The sequence below is a fragment of the Streptomyces sp. NPDC057697 genome, assembly GCF_042799335.1.
Taxonomy (GTDB): Bacteria; Actinomycetota; Actinomycetes; order Streptomycetales; family Streptomycetaceae; genus Streptomyces.
Map to the genome: position 1 here is coordinate 733860 of NZ_JBHVJA010000002.1, position 22106 is coordinate 755965.

A 22106-nucleotide genomic window follows, 5' to 3' on the forward strand; every position below is an offset into this window, starting at 1 on the left:
TTGTGGGGCTTGGTCGTTTTGGTACCCCTGGTTCCCCGTTGGGGGGGGGCGCACCCACACGCGCCCCCCCCACCACCGGCGAATCCGCTTACGGTCGTCCCGCTGTGAGCCGCCATTCCAACGGCGGCCGTCCACAAGGGAGATCGGGGGTGCGCTCGTGCGGATCGGACTGCTCACCGACGGTGGCTACCCGTATGCGACCGGTGAGTCCGGGTTCTGGTGCGACCGCCTGGTGCGCGGATGCGCGCAGCACGAGTTCGATCTCTACGCGCTCAGCCGCTCCGCCGAGCAGGAGGCGCGGGGCCGGGTCCCGCTCCCCGCGCAGGTCGGCCGGGTGCGGACCGCGCCGCTGTGGACGGCCGACGCGGACCTCCTCGGCACCCGCGCGCCCCGGGGCCTGCTCGCCCGGATGGTGACCGGCGGCAGCACCCGCCCCTACGGACGGCGCGAACGGCAGCGCTTCACCACCCACTTCACGGAGCTCGCGGCCTCGGTCTGCGCGGCCGACCCCGCCGACGACGGGGGCGAGGAGACGGCCCCCGGCAGAGGCGGACCGGGCGGCGCCGGACGTACGGCCGCCACGGACGCGCGGTTCACCGACGGCCTGTACGGACTCGCCGAACTGGCCCGGGAGCACGGCGGACTCACCGCCGCCCTCCGCTCGGAGACAGCCGTCCGGGTGCTCGAAGCGGCCTGCCGCGCCCCGGGCGCCGGGCGTACCGTCCGGACCGCCGCCGTCCCCGACCTCCTCGCCCTCGTCCGGGAACTCGACCGGGAACTCCGCCCGCTCTCCCTCGACTGGTACGACGCGGAGGGCCTCGGGGCGGTCGATCTCTGCCATGCGACCTCCGCCGGTGCCGCCGCGCTGCCGGGACTCCTGGCCAAACGCTTCTTCGGCGCGCCGCTGCTCGTCACCGAACACGGCGTGCGCCTGCGGGCGCACTACCTCGCGACGACCGGTGCCCCGCTGAGCGCGCCGGTGCGCGCCCTGCTCGCCGCCTTCCACGGGCGGCTCGCCGCCGAGGTGTACCGGCAGGCCGCGATCGTCACCCCCGGGGACACCCGCGCCCGCCGCTGGCAGGAGCGCTGCGGCGCCGAGCCGGCGAAGCTGCGCACCGTCCACCCCGGCATGGAGTCGGAACGCTTCGCCGCGCTGGGGGAGAGCGGCGACAGCGGCCCCGACGACACCCTGGTCTGGGTCGGCCGGATCGAGCCGGCCAAGGACCTGGTCGGGCTGCTGCACGCCTTCGCGGTGGTGCGGAAGGCCGAGCCGGGCACCCGGCTGAGGATCGTCGGCGCCCCGGCGGGCCCGGAGGACACCGGCTATCTCGCGCACTGCCGGGCGCTCGCCGCCCAGCTGTTCCCCGACGAGGCCGCGGACGCCCACACCGTCGGCGACAACCCGGTCTCCTTCGAGGAGCTCGGCGGGGCCGAGGTGCCCGATCTGCCGGACGCCTACGCGGCGGGCGGGGTCGTCGTCCTCTCCAGCGTGGTCGAGGGATTTCCGGCCGGTCTCGTCGAGGCGATGTTCTGCGGCCGGGCCACGGTGTCGACGGACGTCGGCGCGGTCGTCGAGGTCATCGGCGGCACCGGGCTCGTGGTGCCCCCGCGCAACCCCAGGGCACTGGCCGACGCCTGTCTCGCGCTGCTGCGGGACCCCCGCCGTCGCGCACGGCTCGGAGCGGCGGCGCGCGCCCGCGCACTCGAACTCTTCACCGTCGAACAGAGCCTCGCGGCATTCCGGGGCATCTACCTGGAGCTGATCTCGCACGCCCCGGTGCGCGAAGCGGCTCCGGCGGTGGGCGCCCCCGACGGGCCCCGCCCGTTCGCCACCCCGCCCGAGGCGCACGTCCTGGGCCCGTGGACCGCCCCGGACCCCGCATCGGCGGCCACGGTCTGGCGCAAGCCGAGCTGGGCCGCCGCACCCCGGGCCGTCTGCGCGGGAGCGGGGGGAGCGGGTGGCGGCGATGTCTGAGCGGGAGCAGGAGCAGGAGACGGCCGGGCCGGGCCGCATCGGGGCGACACGGCCCGACACGGCCGACGACGATCACGGAGGAATCACCATGGGCGGCCCGACCGAGGTGTCCGACGCACCCGCCACACCGACCACCGGCGGAAGCTGGGACCCCCGCTCCCGGGCCCTGGTCTCCGGGCCGCCCGCGCCCGGCGGCGCCCCCGGCCCCACCGTCCCCGTCCGCGCCCCCGAGATCGCCCGCTCCGCTCCGGCGCGCCGGCCCGGTGCCGTGCGCCGCGGCCCCGCCGACCCGGTGAAATCGCTGATGCACCGCCACCGCGAGCTGTGCGAACGGGCCGTCGATCCGCTGGAGGTCGCCGCCGGGCTCGAAGCCCATGGCGTCACCGACCGCACCGCCGCCCGCTACCGGCACCGCGACGTCTTCTCGCTCGCCGAGGAGCTGTTCGCCCGGGTGCCCGGCGTGACGTCGGCGCCCGCCGAGGGTCCCGGCGCGCCGGAGCGCGATGTCGCCACCCGCGCCGCCTGGTCGCTCCGCGCGCTGGCCCCGGGCGCCGCCTGCCTCGCGACCCTCGGCGCACTCGGGCTCACCGAAGGCGCCCTCGGCGGCCGGGCACGGCTCGCGATCGCCCTCGCCGGGGCGTGCGCCGCCCTCGCCGGACTCGCCCTCGGCCTGCGCAACGGCCCCCTGCACGCCGAAGGCCGCTCATCGGGCGCGGCCAAGGCGTACGGCTGCTGGCTCCTCGGCTACGTCCTGTACGGCGAACCGCTGCTCGACCAGGTGCTCAGCGGCGGCCCCGACGGCCCCTGGGCGGTCACCCCCGCACCGCTGCTGGGCCTGGCCCTCTCGCTCCTCCCGGCCGCCTGGTGCGCCCACCTCTTCTCCCTGCACGCGCACCGCAGACTCCGCGGCAGCCACGCGCTGGACGAGTTCGCCGCGGGCGTGCGCCCCCTGCTGTTCGGGGCCGTCGCACTCCATCTGTGTGCCCTCGCCGGTCTGCTGTACCTCGCGCGCGCGGCGTACGGGGGCGGCGGGGCGTTCACGGGGGCGGCCGCGCTCGGGGTGCTGCTCCTGCTGGCCCGGCTGCTGACCGTGCACGGGTTTCCCGGGCTCGCCGTCGGCGGCATGGCCGTCGCCTGCGCGGTCGAGGCGCTGGCCCCCGCACTGGTCCTGGCCGGGCGGCTGCCCGGTCTGCATGCCCTCGCGCACCCCGTCGACGTGCTCGTCATGGCGTCGGGCACCGGGGCCGTGCCCGCCGTCGCCTGCGGCGGCGCCGCGCTCGGACTGCTGGCCACCGCCACGGTCGTCCTCTCCAGGGCGTCCGCACACAACAACGCCCGGCCGGTCGACGAAGGCCCGGCCGACGCGTAACCACCACAGCCGTACCACTGCCATCGCACGCCCCGCGGAGCCGACGCCGCGGGTCATTGCCCCGCTATCGCATCTCACTTCCCCAAGGAGACACCGGACATGACCCCCCAATCCCCTTCACCGGCAGCTCGCCGTCGGCGCCGAGGGGGCGCGCGATGAGGGTGCTGCTGCTCGGAGCCAACGGATTCCTCGGCCGGTTCGTCGCCGACCGACTGCTCGCCGACCCCGCCGTGCACCTCACGGCGCTCGGGCGCGGCGACGACGCCGACGTACGGTTCGATCTCGCCAGCGGAAGCCCCGGCGCACTGACCCGGTTCCTGGACGCCGTCCACCCCGGAGTCGTCGTCAACTGCGCGGGTGCCACCCGCGGCGGGGCGCGCGATCTGACCCGGCACAACACGGTCGCCGTCGCCACGGTCTGCGAGGCGATGCGGCGCAGCGGCTGCACGGCCCGGCTCGTCCAGGTCGGCTGCTCGTCGGAGTACGGGCCCTCGCAGCCCGGCTCGTCCACCGCCGAGGACGCGATCCCGCGCCCCGGCGGCCCGTACGGGGTCAGCAAGCTCGCCGCCACCGAACTCGTCCTCGGCTCCGGCCTCGACGCGGTCGTGCTGCGGGTCTTCTCCCCGGTCGGGCCGGGCACCCCGGCCGGCTCCCCGCTCGGCAGGCTCGCCGAGGCGATGCGCCGGGCCATGCAGTCCGGCGACGGCGAGCTGAAGCTCAGCGGCCTCGGGGTGCAGCGCGATTTCGTCGACGTACGCGATGTCGCGCGCGCCGTGCACGCCGCCTCGCTCTCCGCCGCCCAGGGCGTCGTCAACATCGGCACCGGCCGCGCCGTGCGCCTGCGGGACGCGGCCGCCGTCCTCGCCAGGGTCGCCGGATACGCGGGCGCGCTCCACGAGCTGGACGCGCCCCCGCCCCGGCTGCCCATCGGCGCCCCGCGCACCTCGGCCGAGTCGGTCATCGAGCACCTCTCGGCGACCCCGTCCCCCTACCCCGACGGGTGCGGTGCCTGGCAGCAGGCCGATGTCCGCACCGCCCGGGACCGGCTCGGCTGGCGCCCCCGGATCAATCTGGAGGAGTCCCTCGCCGATATCTGGATGGAGGCGGCATGCCGTATCTGACCAGCGCCGGCACCGCCCGCCGCACCAGTGGCGCCGAGCCGCTCGGCTTCGGCGTCCCCGGCTACGCGCACCCGCTGCTGGCGCCGACCGAATGGGCCGAACTGGCCCGCCCCGGCACCCCGCTGCACTGGGCCGTCCTCAACATCGACAACGGCCCCGGCGCCCGCCCCGACCCGCACTGCCTGGAAGCCGCGGGACGGCTCCGCAACGCGCGCGACCGGGCGGTGCACGGCGACGATCCGCTCGATCTGACCCGGGCGGCGGGCGGGCGGCTGCTCGGCCATCTCGATCTCGCCTTCGGCAGCCGCTCCTTCGCGGAGCTGATCGCCGACGCGCAGTGCTTCCTCGACTGGTACCGCGTCGACGGCTTCTATCTCGGCCGCTGCCCGGCCGGGCGCGCCCACCTCCCGGCGGTGCGCCGTCTGACCAGCACACTGGCGACGGTCCTGGAGCACGGCGACCGCCCGTACGGGGAGGGGCGCGGGCCGCTGGTGCTGGGGGTGGGCAGCCATCCGTACCCCGGCTACGCCGAGGCGGCGGACCAACTGGTCACCTTCAGCGGGCCGTGGACGGACTACCGCTGGTCACAGGTGGCGGAGTGGACCGCCGCCTATCCGCCGGAGCGTTTCGCGCACTTCGTCCACGGCGTCCCGCGCACCCACCTCGACGAGGCCATGCGCGTCGCCCGCTGGCAGGGTGCGGGCACGATCTTCTTCACGGACCGGGACGGGCAGCACGGACAAACCGATCCATTCGCGGCGCTGCCCAGGTACTGGGACGAAATCGTCTCGCGGATCGGACCTGGTATCTCGGAATGAGAGGGGGCGTGGCAGTGTTACGGCAAGTACAACCGTACGTAGCTGAAGTACGTAGAAACCGACCACCTGCATTGTTGAGGTTCCTGTGTCGCTGCCACCCCTGGTCGAGCCAGCTGCTGAGCTCACCGTCGACGAGGTCCGCAGGTACTCCCGCCATCTGATCATCCCGGATGTCGGGATGGACGGACAGAAGCGGCTGAAGAACGCGAAGGTGCTCTGCGTCGGCGCCGGCGGTCTCGGCTCGCCGGCCCTGATGTACCTGGCCGCGGCCGGTGTCGGCACGCTCGGCATCGTGGAGTTCGACGAGGTCGACGAGTCGAACCTGCAGCGCCAGATCATCCACAGCCAGGCCGACATCGGGCGTTCCAAGGCCGAGTCCGCCAAGGACTCGGTGCTGGGCATCAACCCGTATGTGAATGTGGTCCTTCACGAGGAGCGGCTCGAAGCCGACAACGTGATGGACATCTTCGCCCAGTACGACCTGATCGTGGACGGCACGGACAACTTCGCCACCCGCTATCTGGTCAACGACGCGGCCGTACTGCTGAACAAGCCGTACATCTGGGGCTCGATCTACCGGTTCGACGGCCAGGCGTCCGTCTTCTGGTCCGAGCACGGCCCCTGCTACCGCTGCCTCTACCCGGAGCCGCCGCCGCCGGGCATGGTCCCGTCCTGCGCCGAGGGCGGCGTGCTCGGGGTGCTCTGCGCGTCGATCGGTTCCATCCAGGTCAACGAGGCCATCAAGCTGCTCGCCGGCATCGGCGACCCGCTGGTCGGCCGGCTGATGATCTACGACGCCCTGGAGATGCAGTACCGCCAGGTCAAGATCCGCAAGGACCCCGACTGCGCGGTCTGCGGCGAGAACCCCACCGTCACCGAGCTCATCGACTACGAGGCCTTCTGCGGTGTCGTGTCCGAGGAGGCCCAGGAGGCGGCGCTCGGCTCCACGATCACTCCCAAGCAGCTCAAGGAGTGGATCGACGCGGACGAGAAGATCGAGATCATCGACGTCCGTGAGCCGAACGAGTTCGAGATCGTCTCGATCCCGGGTGCCAAGCTGATCCCGAAGAACGAGTTCCTGATGGGCAGCGCCCTCCAGGACCTCCCGCAGGACAAGCGCATCGTCCTGCACTGCAAGACGGGCGTCCGCAGCGCCGAGGTCCTCGCGGTCCTCAAGTCGGCGGGCTTCGCCGACGCGGTGCACGTGGGCGGCGGCGTGATCGGCTGGGTCAACCAGATCGAGCCCGAGAAGCCGGTGTACTAGACGAGCGCATCGAAGGGGCCGGTCCGCGGACCGGCCCCTTCGTCGTGGTCCCGGGCCGGCGCTACGAGCAGGTCTTCCCGTCCTCCGGGACCATCCCGTCGAGGAAGTACGCGTCCACGGTCGAGGTCACGCAGGTGTTCCGGCCGTACGCGCCGTGTCCCTCGCCCTTGTTGGTGAGCAGGACGCCCACGCCCTTGCCCAGCTCGTCCGCCATCCTGCGCGCGCCCTCGTACGGCGTCGCCGGGTCCCCCGTCGTGCCGACGACCAGCACCGGACCGGCGCCCGGGGCGCTCGCCTCCGGGGTCTCGTGCTCCCCCTCCACCGGCCACTTCGAGCACCAGCCGGCCGTGTCCCACGCCAGGAACGGGCCGAACACCGGGGACAGCTTCCGGAACTCCGGCAGCAGCGCCCTGGCCTCGTCCGCCGTCGGCCGGAGCTTGCTGTCCGCGCAGGAGATGGCGCGCTGCGCGTGGTTCTGGGTGTCGTAGTGGCCCTTCGCGTCCCGGCCGTTGTACGAGTCGGCCAGCTGGAGCAGCATGTTCCCGGTGCCGCTCTTCTCGGCCTCGTCCAGCGCCTGGGTCAGGTAGGGCCAGTTGCTCTTGGAGTAGAGCGGCATGACGATGCCGGTGACGGCGAGCGAGTCGTTGAGCTCGCGGCCCGAGCGGGTCGGTAGCGGCTTCCGGTCGATCCGTTCCAGCAGCTTCGCGATCCGCCGGGTTCCGGCCTTCGGGTCCTGGCCGCGGTCCTTGAGGTAGTTGTCCAGGGCCCGCTGGAAGCCGGTCGCCTGGTTGCGGGCGTGGCCGATGGTGTCCGCGGTCGGATCGACGACGGCGTCCAGGACGGTGCGCCCGACGTGCGCGGGGAAGAGGTGCGCGTAGGTGCCGCCGAGCTCGGTGCCGTACGAGATGCCGAAGTAGGTGAGCTTCTTGTCACCGAGCACCGCTCGGATCAGGTCCATGTCCCGGGCGGCGTTGGACGTCCCGACGTACGGCAGCACCTTGCCGGAGCGGCGCTCGCAGCCGGCGCCGAAGTCCGCGCCGTCCTTCAGGAACGCCGCCTCCTCCGCCGCCGTGTCCGGGGTCATGTCGACCTTCCGGTAGGCGGTCTCCTGCTCCTTGTCGCTGCGGCAGCTCACCCCCTCGCTGCCCGCGACCCCGCGCGGGTCGAAACCCACCAGGTCGTAGCGGGAGTTGAGGTTGTCGTACGCGCCGGCGGCGCGCGGGAGTATCGAGACCCCGGAGGCGCCGGGCCCGCCGAAGTCGAACAGCATCGAGCCGAGGCGGCGGCCGGAGTTCCCGGCCTTCTTGCGGATCAGGGCGATCCCGATCGTCTCGCCGTCGGGCTTCGCGTAGTCCAGCGGCACCCGGACCGTCGAGCAGCGCCACGCGGATCCGGGCGCGCTCTCGCCCGCACGGGCCTCGCAGCCCTTCCAGTCCAACTGCTGGGAGGCGAGGGACGCGGGCAGCCGGGGGGTGCCCGGCCGCTCGCCGGGCGGCGTGGACGGGCCGTCGGCCGGGGCGGCGGCGTCGCGGCCGGTCCGGCCGGCGGGCTTGTCGTCCGTACCCCCGCCGCAGCCCGCGAGCATTCCCGTCAGCAGAAGTGCGGTGCCGGCCAGAGCCCCGGCGCGTGCGTGTGCGACCACGTGTGGCGTCCTCCCCGATGTACCCGTACCCGCGGCGCGCAGGTCTGCCCGCACCCGTGGTGTACGGAGAGTCCGCCCATGCTAGGGCCTTGCGTTCGGATCGTGCCGGGCCGGCGGGGCCGGTGCGTGCGCTCGCCGCGTCGTCCTCGGCCGCCCGTGCGCCGCGTCGATTCCCCTGCCCCGCACCCCGGTCGCACGCGTCGGGTCCCGCCTGCCGGTCCGGCCCGGCCAGGTCCGGACGAAGGGCCCCGGGCGGACCGCCCGGGGCCGGTCGCTACTTGCAGACGGTTCCGGCCGCGGGGACCTTGCCGTCCAGCAGGTAGCCGCCCACGGCCTTCTGCACGCAGGCGTTGCCGCTGTTGTACGCGCCGTGTCCCTGGCCCTCGTACGTCATCATCACGCCGACGCCCTTGCCCAGCGCGTCGGCCATCGCCTTCGCGCCCGCGTACGGCGTCGCCGGGTCGCCGGTGTTGCCGATGACGAGGACGGGGGCCGCGCCCGGGGCGTGGACGTCGGGGGTGTCCCAGGCGCCCGCCACCGGCCAGCCGGTGCAGGACATCAGGGACCAGCCCAGATAGTCGCCGAAGATCTTCGAGGCGGACCGGAACTCGGGGAGCGCGGCCTTGGTCTGGTCCACGGTGAACCGCTGCTTGGAGTCGGCGCAGTTGATCGCGGCGTTGGCGGCCATCGAGTTGTCGTACCGGCCGTTCTCGGAACGGCCGTTCAGCGAGTCGGCGAGGGCGAGGAGCAGTCCGCCGTTGCCGCCGTCGGCCTCGTCCAGCCCCTGCTCCAGCAGCGGCCAGGTCTGCTTGGAGTAGAGGGCGGCGGCGATGCCGGTGATCGCCTGGGTCTGCGTCAGCTTGCGGTCGCCGAGCCCCTGGATCGGCTTCTTCTCCAGCCGGTCGAGCTGCTCGGAGATCCCCTGTTCGACCTCCTTCGAGGTGGAACCGGGAAGCTTGCACGCGTCGCCGCGGTCGGCGCAGTCCTTGGTGAAGTTGTCCAGCGCGAGCTGGAAGCCCTTGGCCTGGCCGAGTGAGGACTGCTCGGTGTCCTCGGACGGGTCGACCACCGCGTCCAGCACCGCCCTGCCGACGTTCTTCGGGAACAAGTGGGCGTAGACGCCGCCCAGTTCGGTGCCGTACGAGATGCCGAAGTAGTACAGCTTCTTGTCGCCGAGCACCTGGCGCATCAGATCCATGTCCCGGGCGGCGTTGGAGGTGCCGACGTGGGGGAGCTGCCTTCCGGAGTTCTTCTCGCAGGCCCGGGCGTACGACTGGGTGTCCTTGACGAAGGTGTCCACCTCCGCACTGGTGTCCGGGGTGCCGTCGGCCTCGTAGCGGGCGTCGAGCTGCTTGTCGGTCTCGCACTCCACACCGTCGCTGCGGCCCACGCCGCGCGGGTCGAAGCTGACCAGGTCGTAGCGGGCGCGGAGTTTCTCGTAGTCGGTGCCGAAGGCGGGCAGGGTGGCGACGCCCGAGGCGCCGGGGCCGCCGAAGTTGAAGACGAGGGAGCCGATCCGCCGGCCCTGGTCCTTGGCCCTGGCCCGGATCAGTGCCAGCCGGATCGTGTCGCCCTTGGGCTTCGCGTAGTCGAGCGGCGCCTTCATGAACGAGCACTCCCAGCGGGTGCCGCCGGGCAGCGGGGAGGGGGCCTTTCCGCCGCCCTGCGCGGTGGACGGGGCCGGGCAGGCCGTCCACGTCAGCTTCTGGGAGGCGAGGTCGCCGGAGCCGCTCGCCTCGGCGGCGTTGGCCGCGAGGGGCGAGCTCTGCGGCCCGTCCGGGCCTTCCTTGTTGCCGCTCTCCGAGCAGGCGGTGATGGGCAGGAGCACGGTGACGGCGGCGGCCAGGGCGGCGGCACGCAGGGCAGGGGAGGTCCTCATGGTCCCATGGTGCGGCGGTGAGCCGGTCGGTGCACGGGGCACCGGTCCAAGCGGGTGGCGGGCGGCCCCGCGGTAGCCCGACCGGGCTCGCGGACGGGCTCGCGGGCGGACCGGTGACCGGCCTTGCGACCGGCCTCGCGCGGCGGCTGAGGGTTTGTCAGGGTCCTGCCTCGTGGGTCGCGTGGCTGGATCGGGGGCCGGCCTCGCGGGTCAGTGGGCCGGACCGGGGCCCGGACCCGGCCCCGGGCCCGGGCCGGAGGGCAGGGCCGGGGCCGGGCTGGGCCTCGGGATCGGACGGCCGGGTCGGGGCCCGGCCCCGGGATCGGGCGGCCGGCTCAGAGCTCGCCCTTGCGGGTCAGATGGTTGAAGCAGAGCCAGCCGGGAAGCACCGGCAGCCACAGCGTCAGCAGGCGGAACAGCAGCACGGCGGGTGCGGCGACCTCCTTCGGCAGACCGACCGCGATCAGACCCAGCGTCAGCGCGCCTTCCACCGCGCCCATTCCGCCCGGTGTGGGCGCCGCCGACCCCAGCGCGTTGCCGGCCAGGAAGACCACCGCGATGCTGGCGTAGCTGAGGTGCGGCACGTCCGGACCGCTGAACGCCCGGACGGAGGCGTCCAGGCACATCACGAACAGGCCGGTCAGCAGCAGCATCCCGCCGATGCCGGTCAGCAGCTTCTGCGGGCGCTGCACCACGTCGAGCATGCGCGGCACGACCCCGGCGAACAGCGACCGCACCCGTGTCACCACGAACTTCCGCAGGAACGGCACCGCCGTCACCACCAGCACCAGCACGGCCACCGTCAGCAGCCCGGCGATGACCGTCCTGGACGGGGTGAGCGAGGAGGGGGTCTTCTCGGTGCCGGTCAGATAGCCGAAGGCCGCGAGCAGCAGGATGTGGCAGCCGAGACCGAACAGCTGCGAGGCGCCGACGCTCGCCACGGCGAGTCCCGGACGCACCCCGGCCCGTTGCAGGAAGCGGGTGTTCAGTGCCACACCGCCGACCGCGGCCGGGGCGACGATCTTCACGAAGGAACCGGCGACCTGCGCCAGTACCGTCCTGCCGAACGGGACCCGCTCCGGCACGAAGCCCAGCAGGCTCATCGCCGCCGCCACGTAGCTGAGGGCGGAGAAGCCGACCGCGGCCGCCACCCAGCCCCATTCGGCCTGCTCGACGACCGCGCCGAAGTCGGCCTGGGTGACCTGCGAGATGAGGAAGTACGCGGCGATCGCACCGGCGATGCAGCTGAGCAGGGTGCGGGCCTTGATGCGTTCGAGGCGCACCGGTTCGACCGGTGCCTGCGGCCGGATCAGCAGCACCTGCTGCCGCATCTGGGAGAGCAGGTCCTCCTCGCGGGCCCCTTCGAGCGCGTCGTCCAGGGCGCGCTTCTCGGCCTGCTTCTCGTTGCGGAGCGCCTTGCGGTCGGCCTTGCGGCCGGTCTTCTGGTCGGCCCCGCGGTCGGCCTTCGGTTCGGCGGCCGTACCGGCGGTGGTTCCGTCCGACGCCGCGGACGGCGCTCCGTGCTCGTGCGCCCTGGCCCGCTTGGCCGCGTCCGACGCCTCCAGCACCGCCTCCCGCTCCCGCTGCGAGCGCTCCCGGGCGAGCCGGCGCAGCGCCGCCCGCGTGGACCGGCTCAGCGCGATGGGCTGGAGCAGCGGCAGGCAGTCCGCGACGGCGTCCGGTCCGAGCACCTCCAGCGCCCCGGCGACGGCACGCTCGGCACCCACCCGCAGACCGGTCGTGGTCAGCAGCTGGGCGACGTCCATCCGCAGGACCAGATCACCGGCCGCGATCTCGCCGCCGCGCAGATCGGTGACGAACACCTTGCCGGAACGATCCACCAGGATGGCGTCGCCGGTGAGTCTGCGGTGCGCGATGCGCCGCGACTGGAGCGCCTTCACCTGGCGCCAGGAGCCGTGCAGCAGCTCGTCGGTGATCTCCGAGTCCTCCAGCGCGTCCAGGGAGCGGCCGCCGATGTGCTCGTACACCAGCATCACGGCATCGGGACCGAGCTCGGACGTGGCGATCAGCTTGGGTGCGTTGGCCCCGGCGGCGATCGCCGCGTAGGCGAGCAGCGCCTCCTGTTCCAGGGCCTGGCGCAGCGACTGGATGGAGCGGCGCTGGGTGATGCCGCGCAGGGTGAGCCTGCGCCACACCCGGTAGAAGAAGCCCTGGGCCTGCTGCTCACGGTCGACGACCGTGACGTCGAGCGGTGGCCCGTCCTCCAGGGAGACCAGATAGCGGCGTCCCCGGTCGCTCTGGTCGCCCGAGTCGGGGGCGTCGTCGGCGCGCATGGCGCTGACCGGGCGGAAGCCGACATGGCGCAGACCGGCCATCAGGTGCTGACCCGTCGGCCGCACGTTCGGCGAGCCGACGGCGTAGAGCGTGCCGTACGCGACGGTCCAGCCGATCAGCACGGTGAGGATGATCGAGAACGGGGTCGTGTAGCCGCCGACCAGCATGGCGAACGCGTCGAGCAGCAGCACCACCCAGAGCACGACCCGCCAGCGCGGCCGTCTCGCCATGCCGACCGCCGTCATGTAGGCGATCACCGGTGCGAGATAGCCGTGCACAGGATCGGTGAGCGCGTCACCGGGCTGCGGCTGGGTCAGGGCGTCCTGGATGGTGCCGGGGGCGGACTTCGCGACCCAGAGATCGGCGGCGAGCGTGACGCCGTGCGCCAGCACGGCGGCGAGCACCCCGTCGGCGATCCGGAGCCCGTCGCGTTTGATCAGCCGCTCGATGGCGAAGGCGACCGGGACGAGCAGCACGGCGATGCTGGAGACCAGCCCCGCCAGCTTGATCAGGATGTCCGGCGCCTGGCCGGTGCCCTTGTTGATGTCCTGTTCGAGACCGGTGGTCGTGCCATGGGCGAACGCCGCGATCGAGAACAGGACGACGATCGCCAGGACCCCGATGAGCAGCCGCATGAGGTCGGAGGGGCGGTGCACGCGGGCGGGCAGCAGCGGTTCGTCCCCCGAGACGCGCTCGGCCTGCTCCTCCGCGGCGGACGAGAGCGTCGAGCCGACGGCCGGATGCCCCGGGGACCCGTCCCGCCCGGCGGCGGGCTTCGCGGATTCTCCGGGCGCCCCGGGCTCCACGGCCCTCCCGGGTTCTCCGGCGGGTGCGCCGGAGGCGCCGGGGGCGTCCGGATGCGGCTCGGCGTCAGGGGCGTCCGCCGCCTTCGGTGGCTGCACGCCCTCCTCCTTCATCGCCTCTGATTGGTCTTCGTGTTCTCGTATCACCGGTCACCGCCCGCACGATGGTGGCACGGCCCGGCGACGGAGGGAGGCACCAGGGGGCACCGCACGGACACGCGAAGCGCAAGATACGCGCCTTTGTCCGCGCCCGCACACCCTGTGACCGGCCACGCACGGACCGGGCCGCGATGTCGGTGGCGTACGGCAGGATGGGCGGGATGAGCCAACACCGGACGAGCGGCGACGGGGTGGACGGGGACCGGACGGGCGGCGACCCCACGGGCCACGCACTGCCGGAGTACGCGGAGCGGGTCCTGGACGTCGCCGAGCTGATCCCGCCCGGCCGCGTCATGACGTACGGCGACGTCGCCGAGTGGCTGGACGAGGGCGGCCCGCGCCAGGTCGGCCGGGTCATGTCGCTGTACGGGGCGGCGGTGCCGTGGTGGCGCGTGGTGCGCGCGGACGGGGCGCTGCTCCCCGGCCACGAGCTGCGGGCGCTGGACCACTACCGCGCGGAGAGCACCCCGCTGCGCGAGGCCCCGCGCGCGGCGGAGGGACATCTGCCGCGCCTGGACATGAAGCGGGCGCGGTGGGACGGCGTCCCCGCGGACGGGGGCGCGGACCGGGACGAGGGCGGAGGTGCTCACAACTGACAGCTTCGGCCATCCGGCGGCACAGCGGGCGGCGCCGGGGCCGTACGACTTGCCCGAGGTACGGGAAGTGATCGGCGCCGGGGCCCGTGACCCACGACGTGACGGTACCGACCGCCCCGACGGGACCGGGGACGCGCGGTGCGCCGGGGCCCGTGACACGCGGTGCGGCGTACCCCGCGACACGCGGTGCGGGTGTCCTTGCGACACGCGACGGGGAGGTCTCCGCGACACGCGGTACAGGAGTCCTCGCGATATGCGACGGGGAGGTCTCCGCGCCCCGGAACGTGACGAGGTACGCAGCGCAGTCGTCCCCCGGGACGCCTTCGCTGGCGTAGCTTCGTAGGTTCGCGGCGCGCACCGCACCCTCATCATCAGTACACCCACCAGGACCGGCGATCCACGTGAGCTCCTCCTCCACCACCCGGCACAGTCCGCACCGTCGAACACGGCAGCGGGCCTCGGGCGCGTACCGGCTGGTGCGCACTCCGCCGGGCTCCGTGGACCCTCCTCTCCTGGACGCGGCACAGCGCGCGGTGGTTGATCACCCCGGCGGCCCGCTCCTGGTGCTCGCCGGCCCCGGCACCGGCAAGACCACCACGCTCGTCGAGGCGGTCGCCGCACGCATCGCACGGGGCGGCGACCCGGCCCGCGTCCTGGTGCTCACCTTCAGCCGCAAGGCCGCCGTCGAGCTGCGCGACCGGATGGCCGCCCGTCTCGGTGCCGCCCGCGGTCCACAGGCGACCACGTTCCACTCCTTCTGCTACGCCCTGGTCCGTGCCCACCAGGACGCCGACCTCTTCGCCGAACCGCTGCGGCTGCTCTCCGGCCCGGAGCAGGACGTCACCGTCCGCGAACTGCTCGCCGGCCAGCTCGAACTGGAGCGGGACGGCTTCGCGCACATCCGCTGGCCCGACGAGCTGCGGGCCTGTCTGACCACGCGCGGCTTCGCCGACGAGGTACGCGCGGTGCTGGCCCGCAGCCGTGAGCTGGGCCTGGGCCCGGACGCGCTGGCCGCCTTCGCCCGCCGCACCGGCCGGCCGGACTGGGGCGCCGCCGCCGAGTTCCTCGCCGAGTACCTCGACGTGCTGGACGGGCAGGGGGTGCTGGACTACGCCGAGCTGGTGCACCGCGCGGTGCTGCTCGCGGAGCGCCCCGAGGTGGCGGCGCTGCTCGCGGGACAGTACGACGCGGTGTTCGTGGACGAGTACCAGGACACGGACCCGGCGCAGGTGCGGCTGCTGCACGCGCTGGCGGGCAACCGGGGGAGCACCTCGGGCGCCGGCGGCGGCCGGGACCTGATCGCCTTCGGCGACCCGGACCAGTCGATCTACGCGTTCCGGGGGGCCGATGTGAACGGCATCCTCGACTTCCCGGAGACGTTCCGGCGGGCGGACGGCGCCCCGGCCCCCGTCGGCGTGCTCACCACCTCGCGGCGTTCCGGCGAGCGGCTGCTGGCGGCCACCCGGCTGCTCACCCGCCGGATGCCGCTGACCCGGCTGCCCTCGGCGAAGGTCCGTGCCCACCGGGAGCTCACCGCGGTCCGCGAGGGCGGCCTCGTGGAGACGTACACCTATCCGACCGCGTCCACCGAGCTCGACCACATCGCCGATCTGCTGCGCCGGGCCCACCTGGAGGACGGCGTCCCGTGGAAAGAGATGGCGGTGCTCGTACGGGCCGGGGGCCGCACGATCCCCTCGCTGCGCCGCGCCCTGACGGCGGCGGGCGTCCCCCTTGAGGTCGACGGGGACGACCTTCCCCTGCGCCACGAACCGGCGGTGGCCCCGCTCCTGACAGCCCTGCGCGCGGTCGCCACGGCAGCCCTGCGCCGGGGCACGCCGGGCGCGGACGAGGAGGACGGGGTCGAGAGCGAGAGCGAGGGAGTGCGAGAAGAGGGGGGCCTGGCGGGGGAGAGCGGCTCCCCGGAGGGGCCCCGGGTGGGGTCCGCGGCGGGTTTTGCGGTGGCCGAGGGCGGTGGCCCGGTGGGGTCCCCGGCGGGTTTCGCGGTGGCCGGGGGCGGTGTTCCGGAGGGCTCCCGCCCGGCTGAGGACGAGGGCCCGGCAGCGGCGGGGAGTGACGGCGTCCCGGTTGGCACGGCTGGCCCGGCGGCGCCGGCGGACGACGACGTTCCGGCAGCCCCGGCAGCCCCAGCAGCGGCGGCGGACGACGACGTCCCGGCTGGCCCGGCAGCGGCAGCGAACGGCGACGTCCTGGCTGGCCCGGCAGTGGCAGCGAACGGCGACGTCCCGGCTGGCCAGGCAGTGGCGGGGAAGGACGACGTCCCGGCCGACACGGCTGGCCCGGCGGTGCCGGCGAACGGCGACGTCCCGGCAGCACTCGCCCCGGCGGACGGCCATGTCCCGGACGCCCCGGCAGCACCCGCCCCGGCGGGCGACGTTCCGGAGGTGTCCTCCTGGCTGGACACCGAGACCGCTCTGACCCTCCTCGCCTCCCCCCTCGGCTCCATGGACGCCGCCGACCTCCGCCGTCTCGGCCGGGCCCTGCGTGACGAGGAGCGGGCCGCCGGGAACCGCGTACCGGCGCCCTCCGGCGACCTGCTGGCCCGCGCGCTCGCGGAGCCCGAACGGCTCGTCACGCACGATCCGGCGTACGCCCGCGGTGCCCAGCGCCTCGGCGCACTCCTGCGCAAGGCCCGTGAGCTCCTCGAAGGCGGCGGCACCGCGGAGGAGGCCCTGTGGGCACTGTGGTCCGGCACCCCGTGGCCGGGCCGACTGGAGCGCGCCGCGCTGCGCGGCGGCGCGGGCGGCCGCAACGCCGACCGCGACCTCGACGCCGTCTGCGCGCTCTTCGACACCGCCGCCCGCGCCGAGGAGCGCACCGGAGGGCGCGGGGCGCTCAACTTCCTGGAGGAGGTCGACGCCCAGGACATCGCCGCCGACACTCTCTCCAGGCGCGCGGTGCGCCCCGACGCCGTACGGCTGATGACCGCGCACCGCTCCAAGGGCCTGGAATGGCGGCTCGTCGTCGTGGCGGGCGTGCAGGAGGGACTCTGGCCGGACCTGCGCCGTCGCGGTTCTCTGCTGGAGGCGGACCGGATCGGCCGCGACGGTCTGGCCGAACCCCTCACCCCCGGCGCCCTCCTCGCCGAGGAGCGCAGGCTCTTCTACGTCGCGGCGACCCGGGCCCGCGAACGCCTCGTCGTCACCGCGGTGAAGGCGCCCGCCGACGACGGCGACCAGCCGTCCCGCTTCCTCACCGAGCTCGGTGCGGAACCGCGCGACGTCACCGGCCGCCCGCGCCGTCCGCTCGCCGTCGCCGCGCTCGTCGCCGAACTCCGCGCCACCACCGTCGACCCGGAAGCCTCCGGGGCGCTGCGCGAGGAGGCCGCGCACCGCCTCGCCCGCCTCGCCGCGCTCACCGACGACGAGGGCCGGCCGCTCGTACCCGCGGCCCATCCCCACCGCTGGTGGGGCCTGTACGAACCGACCCGCTCCGCCGTCCCGCTCCGCGACCGGGACCAGCCCGTGGCCCTCTCCGGCAGCGCGCTCGACCAGCTCGCCAACACCTGCGCGCTCCAGTGGTTCCTCGGCCGCGAGGTGAAGGCGGACGCCCCGGCCACGGCGGCGCAGGGCTTCGGCAACGTCGTCCACGTGCTCGCCGACGAAGTGGCCTCCGGGCGTACCCCCGCCGATCTCGACGTACTGATGGAGCGGCTGGACTCGGTCTGGGACGGTCTCGTCTTCGACGCCCCCTGGAAGTCCCGGCAGGAGAAGGAACAGGCACGGGACGCCCTGGAACGCTTCCTGCGCTGGCACGTCATGGACCGGGCCGGCCGCACCCCCGCGGCGAGCGAGCACGACTTCGACGTGACACTGGCGGCGGGGGAGTACGAGGTACGTATCCGGGGCTCCATGGACCGCGTCGAACAGGACGCCGAGGGCCGTGCCTACGTCGTCGACTTCAAGACCGGCAAGCAGTCCCCGACCAGGGACGAGGTCGCCCGCCACCCCCAGCTCGCCGTGTACCAGCTGGCCGTCCGGGAAGGCGCGGTCGACGAGGTCTTCGACGGCCGCCGCCCCGAGCCCGGCGGCGCCGAACTCGTACAGCTGCGCCAGCCCGCCCCGAAGAAGGAGGGCGGCGAAGCCCTCCCCAAGGTGCAGGCGCAGGAGCCCCTCGCCGGTGAGTGGGTCCCCGAGCTGCTGGCCACCGCCGCGGGCCGGGTCCTGGACGAACGCTTCACCCCCACGACCGGCCAGCACTGCACGCACTGCGCCTTCCGGGCCTCGTGCAGCGCACAGCCGGAGGGCCGCCACGTCCTGGAGTGAGCGTGGTCCCGGGCCTCCGGGACCACGCGTTGTCGGTGGGCCCGGTTAGCCTCGACGGGTGTCCTCACGCATCAACGACCCCGAGCAGCTCAAGGAGCTCCTCGGTATCCCGTTCACCCCGGAGCAGACGGCCTGCATCACCGCGCCGCCCGCCCCGCAGGTGATCGTGGCCGGAGCCGGGTCCGGGAAGACCACGGTGATGGCGGCGCGCGTGGTGTGGCTGGTGGGCACCGGCCAGGTCGCCCCCGAGCAGGTCCTCGGGCTCACGTTCACCAACAAGGCCGCCGGTGAGCTCGCCGAGCGCGTCCGCAAGGCCCTGATCGCGGCCGGGGTCACCGATCCGGAAGCCATCGATCCGGACAACCCCCCGGGCGAGCCCAGCATCTCCACGTACCACGCCTTCGCCGGCCGGCTGCTCACCGAGCACGGGCTCCGCATCGGGCTCGAACCCACCACCCGCCTCCTCGCCGACGCCACCCGCTACCAGCTCGCCGCCCGCGTACTACGCGAGGCCCCCGGCCCCTACCCGGCCCTGACCAGGTCGTTCCCCGCCCTCGTCAGCGATCTGCTGGCGCTCGACGCGGAGCTGGCCGAACACCTCGTACGCCCCGAGCAGCTCGCCGAGCACGACACCGCCCTCCTGGGCACGCTCGAATCGGCCCGGCTCAGCAATGCCGAGCTGCGCAGGATTCCCGAGACCGCCGAGGCCCGCCGCGAGCTGCTGCGGCTGACCCGGCGCTACCGCGAGGCCAAGAAGAGCCGCGACCTCCTCGACTTCGGCGACCAGATCGCGCTCTCCGCCGAGCTGGCCCTCACCCGGCCCGAGGTCGGCACGATCCTGCGCGACGAATTCCGCGTCGTCCTGCTCGACGAGTACCAGGACACCTCCGTCGCCCAGCGCCTCCTGCTCTCCGCCCTCTTCGGCAGCGGCCCCGGGGGCGCGACCGGGCACGCCGTCACCGCGGTCGGCGACCCCTGCCAGGCGATCTACGGCTGGCGCGGCGCGTCCGTCGCCAACCTCGACGACTTCCCGCGCCACTTCCCGCACGCCGACGGCACCCCCGCCACCCGCCACTCCCTCAGCGAGAACCGCCGCAGCGGCGGCCGGCTCCTGCACCTAGCCAACGGCCTCGCCGCACCGCTGCGCGCCATGCACGAAGGCGTCGAGGCGCTGCGCCCCGCCCCCGGCGCCGAGCGCGACGGCACCGTCCGCTGTGCCCTGCTGCGCACCCATGCCGAGGAGATCGACTGGCTCGCCGACGCCATCGCCCATCAGGTGCGGACCGGCAAGGCGCCCGGCGAGATCGCCGTGCTGTGCCGCACGGCGGGCGACTTCCCGGAGATCCAGGCCGCGCTGGTGGCCCGTGACGTCCCGGTCGAGGTCGTCGGGCTGTCCGGGCTGCTGCATCTGCCCGAGGTCGCCGATCTCGTCGCGGTCTGCGAGGTGCTCCAGGACCCGGGCGCCAACGCCGCCCTGGTCCGGCTGCTCACCGGCCCCCGCTGGCGGATCGGCCCCCGCGATCTGGCCCTGCTCGGCCGCCGGGCCCGGCTCCTCGTCCACCGCGCGGCCCACGGCGACGAGGATGTCGACCCCGACCGCCGTCTCGCCGAGGCGGTCGAGGGCATCGACCCGGCCGAGGTGATCTCGCTCGCCGACGCGCTGGACACCTTCCTCGAAGCGGGCGGCGAGGCGGACGACGGACTTCCGTTCTCCGCCGAGGCCCGCGTCCGCTTCGCCCGCCTCGCCGCCGAACTGCGCGATCTGCGCCGCTCGCTGGGCGACCCGCTGATGGATGTGCTGCACCGGGTCCTGGCCACCACCGGTCTGGAGGTCGAGCTCTCCGCGTCGCCGCAGGCCCTGGCCGCCCGCCGCCGGGAGACCCTCGCCAACTTCCTCGATGTCGCGGCCCGCTTCTCCGCCGTCGAGGGAGAGGCCACGCTCCTCGCCTTCCTCGGCTTCCTGCGCACCGCCGTCCAGTACGAGAAGGGCCTGGACAACGCCCTGCCCGGCGGCGAGAACACCGTCAAGGTCCTCACCGCCCACAAGTCCAAGGGCCTGGAATGGGACGTCGTCGCCGTGCCCGGACTGGTCACCGGCCAGTTCCCCAGCGGCCAGTCCCGCGACTCCTGGACCGCCCAGTCCAAGGTCCTCCCGCACGCCCTGCGCGGCGACCGGGCGACCCTCCCCGATGTGCACTCCTGGGACGCCAAGGGGCTCAAGGCGTTCAAGGAGGAGATGAAGGAGCACCAGCACACCGAGGAGCTCCGCCTGGGATACGTCACCTTCACCCGGCCCCGCACCCTGCTGCTCGGCTCCGGCCACTGGTGGGGCCCGTCCCAGAAGAAGCCGCGCGGCCCGTCCGGCTTCCTGCACGCGCTGTACGAGCACTGCGCGGCCGGGCACGGCGAGATCGAGGTCTGGGCCGACGAGCCGGCCGAGAACGAGGAGAACCCGGCGCTCGGCGAGGGGACCGCCGACCTGGCGTGGCCGCTGCCCCTGGACGACACCGCGCTGACCCGCCGACGGGCCGCCGCGGCCACGGTGATGGCCCACCTGGAGGCCCTGGCCACCGCGGACGGGGCACCGGCCGCGCACGACGATTCGCCCGCCGCCGTACACGACGACGCCCCCTTCCCCGAGGAGGCGTTCCCCGACGCCCCCTTCCCCGACGACTGGGCGGACGACGAGGCGCCGTTCCCCGACGACGAGGCGTACGGCGAAGAGACGTACGGCTACGGGCCCTACGAGGACGGGGCGTACGCGGGCGCGGAGGTGAACGACAACGGCGCGTACGGCGACGGCGCGTATGAAGGCGGCGCGTACGAGGGCGGGGCCCCGCTCCCGGGCGGGACCCGGCACGCCGGTGCCCGGCCTCCCGGCAGGGCCGGCTTCCCCAACGGGGCCGGGTTCCCCGGCAGGGCCGGCTTCCCCGACGGGGCCGGCTTCCCCGACGGGGCCGGGTCCCCCGACGACTGGGACGCGCTCCCGGCGCACCCCCCGTCCACCGACGTCCCCACGCCCCCCACCCACACCTCCGCACCCCCCGGACACGCCTCCACGCCCTTGCCCCCCGCCCCCCACGTCCCCGCGGCCCGCGCCCCCGAGTCCGCCGGGGCGCACCGTCTCACCCCCGAGGAGGCCCGCACCCTCGCCTCCTGGGACCGCGACCTGGACGCCCTCGCCGGTGAACTGCGCCGCGCCCGCGCCACCGTGCGCGACGTCCTGGTCCCCGCGTCGCTCTCCGCCACCCAGCTGCTGCGCCTCGCCGACGCCCCCGACGCCTTCGCCCGGGAGCTGGCCCGCCCGATGCCGAGGCCGCCGCAGCCGGCGGCCCGCCGGGGCACCCGCTTCCACGCCTGGGTGGAGTCCCGCTTCGAGGAGCTGCCGCTCCCCATGCTGGGGCCCGACGAGCTGCCGGGCGGTGCGGAGAACGACGCGGAGATCGCCGACGAGCGCGACCTCGCCGCGCTGAAGGAGGCCTTCGAGCGCACCCCGTACGCCCGCCGCACCCCGTACCGCGTCGAGACGCCGTTCCAGATCACCCTGGCGGGCCGGGTGGTCCGCGGCCGCATCGACGCGGTGTACCGCACCGGGGACACCTACGAGATCGTCGACTGGAAGACCGCCCGCGCCCACACCGCCGACCCCCTCCAGCTCGCGGTCTACCGCCTGGCCTGGGCGGAGCTGCACGGCCTGCCGCTCACCGACGTCACCGCCACGTTCCTGTACGTGCGCAGCGGGGAAACCGTCCGCCCCGCCCGCCTGCCGGGCCGCGCGGAGCTGGAACGGATCCTGCTCGACGAGCCGCCGCCCGAGCCGTAGGGCCCTGTCCGCCGGACCACGGCCGCCCGGCGGGGGAGCACAGCGGCGGGCGGACCCCGCCGGGCGAGGCACTAGGCTC

The 22106-nt window shown here is 74.4% G+C and carries 11 protein-coding genes; 8 read left to right on the plus strand and 3 right to left on the minus strand.

Features of this window, described 5'->3' with window-relative positions:
- Positions 1-157 precede the first annotated feature (157 nt).
- The 5 genes from ACFVFH_RS08285 to moeZ all read left to right on the plus strand — a co-directional run bounded on the left by ACFVFH_RS08285 (position 158) and on the right by moeZ (position 6547).
- Complete coding sequence (locus ACFVFH_RS08285) at positions 158-1975, plus strand: DUF3492 domain-containing protein (protein WP_383765062.1); 1818 nt, start codon at positions 158-160, stop codon at positions 1973-1975.
- Positions 1968-3344, plus strand: coding sequence for a hypothetical protein (locus ACFVFH_RS08290; protein WP_383765064.1), 1377 nt, complete (start codon positions 1968-1970; stop codon positions 3342-3344). Before ACFVFH_RS08285 ends, ACFVFH_RS08290 begins: the two co-directional genes overlap by 8 nt.
- Before the next feature lie 155 nt (positions 3345-3499).
- A complete protein-coding gene (locus tag ACFVFH_RS08295) occupies positions 3500-4465 on the plus strand; it encodes an NAD-dependent epimerase/dehydratase family protein (protein WP_383765066.1) in 966 nt (321 codons plus the stop codon).
- A complete protein-coding gene (locus tag ACFVFH_RS08300) occupies positions 4453-5283 on the plus strand; it encodes a spherulation-specific family 4 protein (RefSeq protein ID WP_383765067.1) in 831 nt (276 codons plus the stop codon). The genes ACFVFH_RS08295 and ACFVFH_RS08300 overlap by 13 nt, the downstream gene beginning before the upstream one ends.
- 85 nt (positions 5284-5368) lie before the next feature.
- The gene (gene moeZ / locus ACFVFH_RS08305; RefSeq protein ID WP_383765069.1) at positions 5369-6547 is read left to right on the plus strand and encodes an adenylyltransferase/sulfurtransferase MoeZ; all 1179 of its coding nucleotides are present in this window, start codon (positions 5369-5371) and stop codon (positions 6545-6547) included.
- A 61-nt stretch (positions 6548-6608) separates the two neighbouring features.
- Here moeZ and ACFVFH_RS08310 read toward each other — a convergent pair whose 3' ends face one another.
- The 3 genes from ACFVFH_RS08310 to ACFVFH_RS08320 all read right to left on the minus strand — a co-directional run bounded on the left by ACFVFH_RS08310 (position 6609) and on the right by ACFVFH_RS08320 (position 13280).
- The gene (locus ACFVFH_RS08310; RefSeq protein WP_383765587.1) at positions 6609-8132 is read right to left on the minus strand and encodes an alpha/beta hydrolase; all 1524 of its coding nucleotides are present in this window, start codon (positions 8130-8132) and stop codon (positions 6609-6611) included.
- Positions 8133-8463: 331 nt separating this feature from the next.
- The gene (locus ACFVFH_RS08315) at positions 8464-10068 is read right to left on the minus strand and encodes an alpha/beta hydrolase (protein WP_383765070.1); all 1605 of its coding nucleotides are present in this window, start codon (positions 10066-10068) and stop codon (positions 8464-8466) included.
- Positions 10069-10403: 335 nt separating this feature from the next.
- Positions 10404-13280, minus strand: a complete 2877-nt coding sequence (locus tag ACFVFH_RS08320) for a lysylphosphatidylglycerol synthase domain-containing protein (RefSeq protein ID WP_383765072.1) — start codon at positions 13278-13280, stop codon at positions 10404-10406.
- Between the two features lie 206 nt (positions 13281-13486).
- Here ACFVFH_RS08320 and ACFVFH_RS08325 point away from each other — a divergent pair, with 206 nt between their 5' ends.
- The 3 genes from ACFVFH_RS08325 (at position 13487) to ACFVFH_RS08335 (ending at position 22027) form a co-directional block, all read left to right on the plus strand.
- A complete protein-coding gene (locus ACFVFH_RS08325; RefSeq protein ID WP_383765073.1) occupies positions 13487-13921 on the plus strand; it encodes an MGMT family protein in 435 nt (144 codons plus the stop codon).
- A 401-nt stretch (positions 13922-14322) separates the two neighbouring features.
- Positions 14323-18204: an ATP-dependent helicase gene (locus ACFVFH_RS08330; RefSeq protein WP_383765074.1), complete on the plus strand. Its 3882-nt coding sequence runs from the start codon at positions 14323-14325 to the stop codon at positions 18202-18204.
- A gap of 58 nt (positions 18205-18262) precedes the next feature.
- Entirely contained in the window at positions 18263-22027 is a 3765-nt protein-coding gene (locus ACFVFH_RS08335; protein ID WP_383765075.1) for a UvrD-helicase domain-containing protein, read from the plus strand.
- Positions 22028-22106 lie beyond the last annotated feature (79 nt).

Excerpts from the sequence above, each read along its gene's own strand:
- ACFVFH_RS08320 (WP_383765072.1), bottom strand. The coding sequence starts at position 13,280 with ATGAAGGAGGAGGGCGTGCAGCCACCGAAGGCGGCGGACGCCCCTGAC.
- ACFVFH_RS08325 (WP_383765073.1), top strand. The coding sequence starts at position 13,487 with ATGAGCCAACACCGGACGAGCGGCGACGGGGTGGACGGGGACCGGACG.
- ACFVFH_RS08315 (WP_383765070.1), bottom strand. The coding sequence starts at position 10,068 with ATGAGGACCTCCCCTGCCCTGCGTGCCGCCGCCCTGGCCGCCGCCGTC.
- ACFVFH_RS08310 (WP_383765587.1), bottom strand. The coding sequence starts at position 8,132 with ATGCTCGCGGGCTGCGGCGGGGGTACGGACGACAAGCCCGCCGGCCGG.
- ACFVFH_RS08300 (WP_383765067.1), top strand. The coding sequence starts at position 4,453 with ATGCCGTATCTGACCAGCGCCGGCACCGCCCGCCGCACCAGTGGCGCC.
- ACFVFH_RS08295 (WP_383765066.1), top strand. The coding sequence starts at position 3,500 with ATGAGGGTGCTGCTGCTCGGAGCCAACGGATTCCTCGGCCGGTTCGTC.
- ACFVFH_RS08290 (WP_383765064.1), top strand. The coding sequence starts at position 1,968 with ATGTCTGAGCGGGAGCAGGAGCAGGAGACGGCCGGGCCGGGCCGCATC.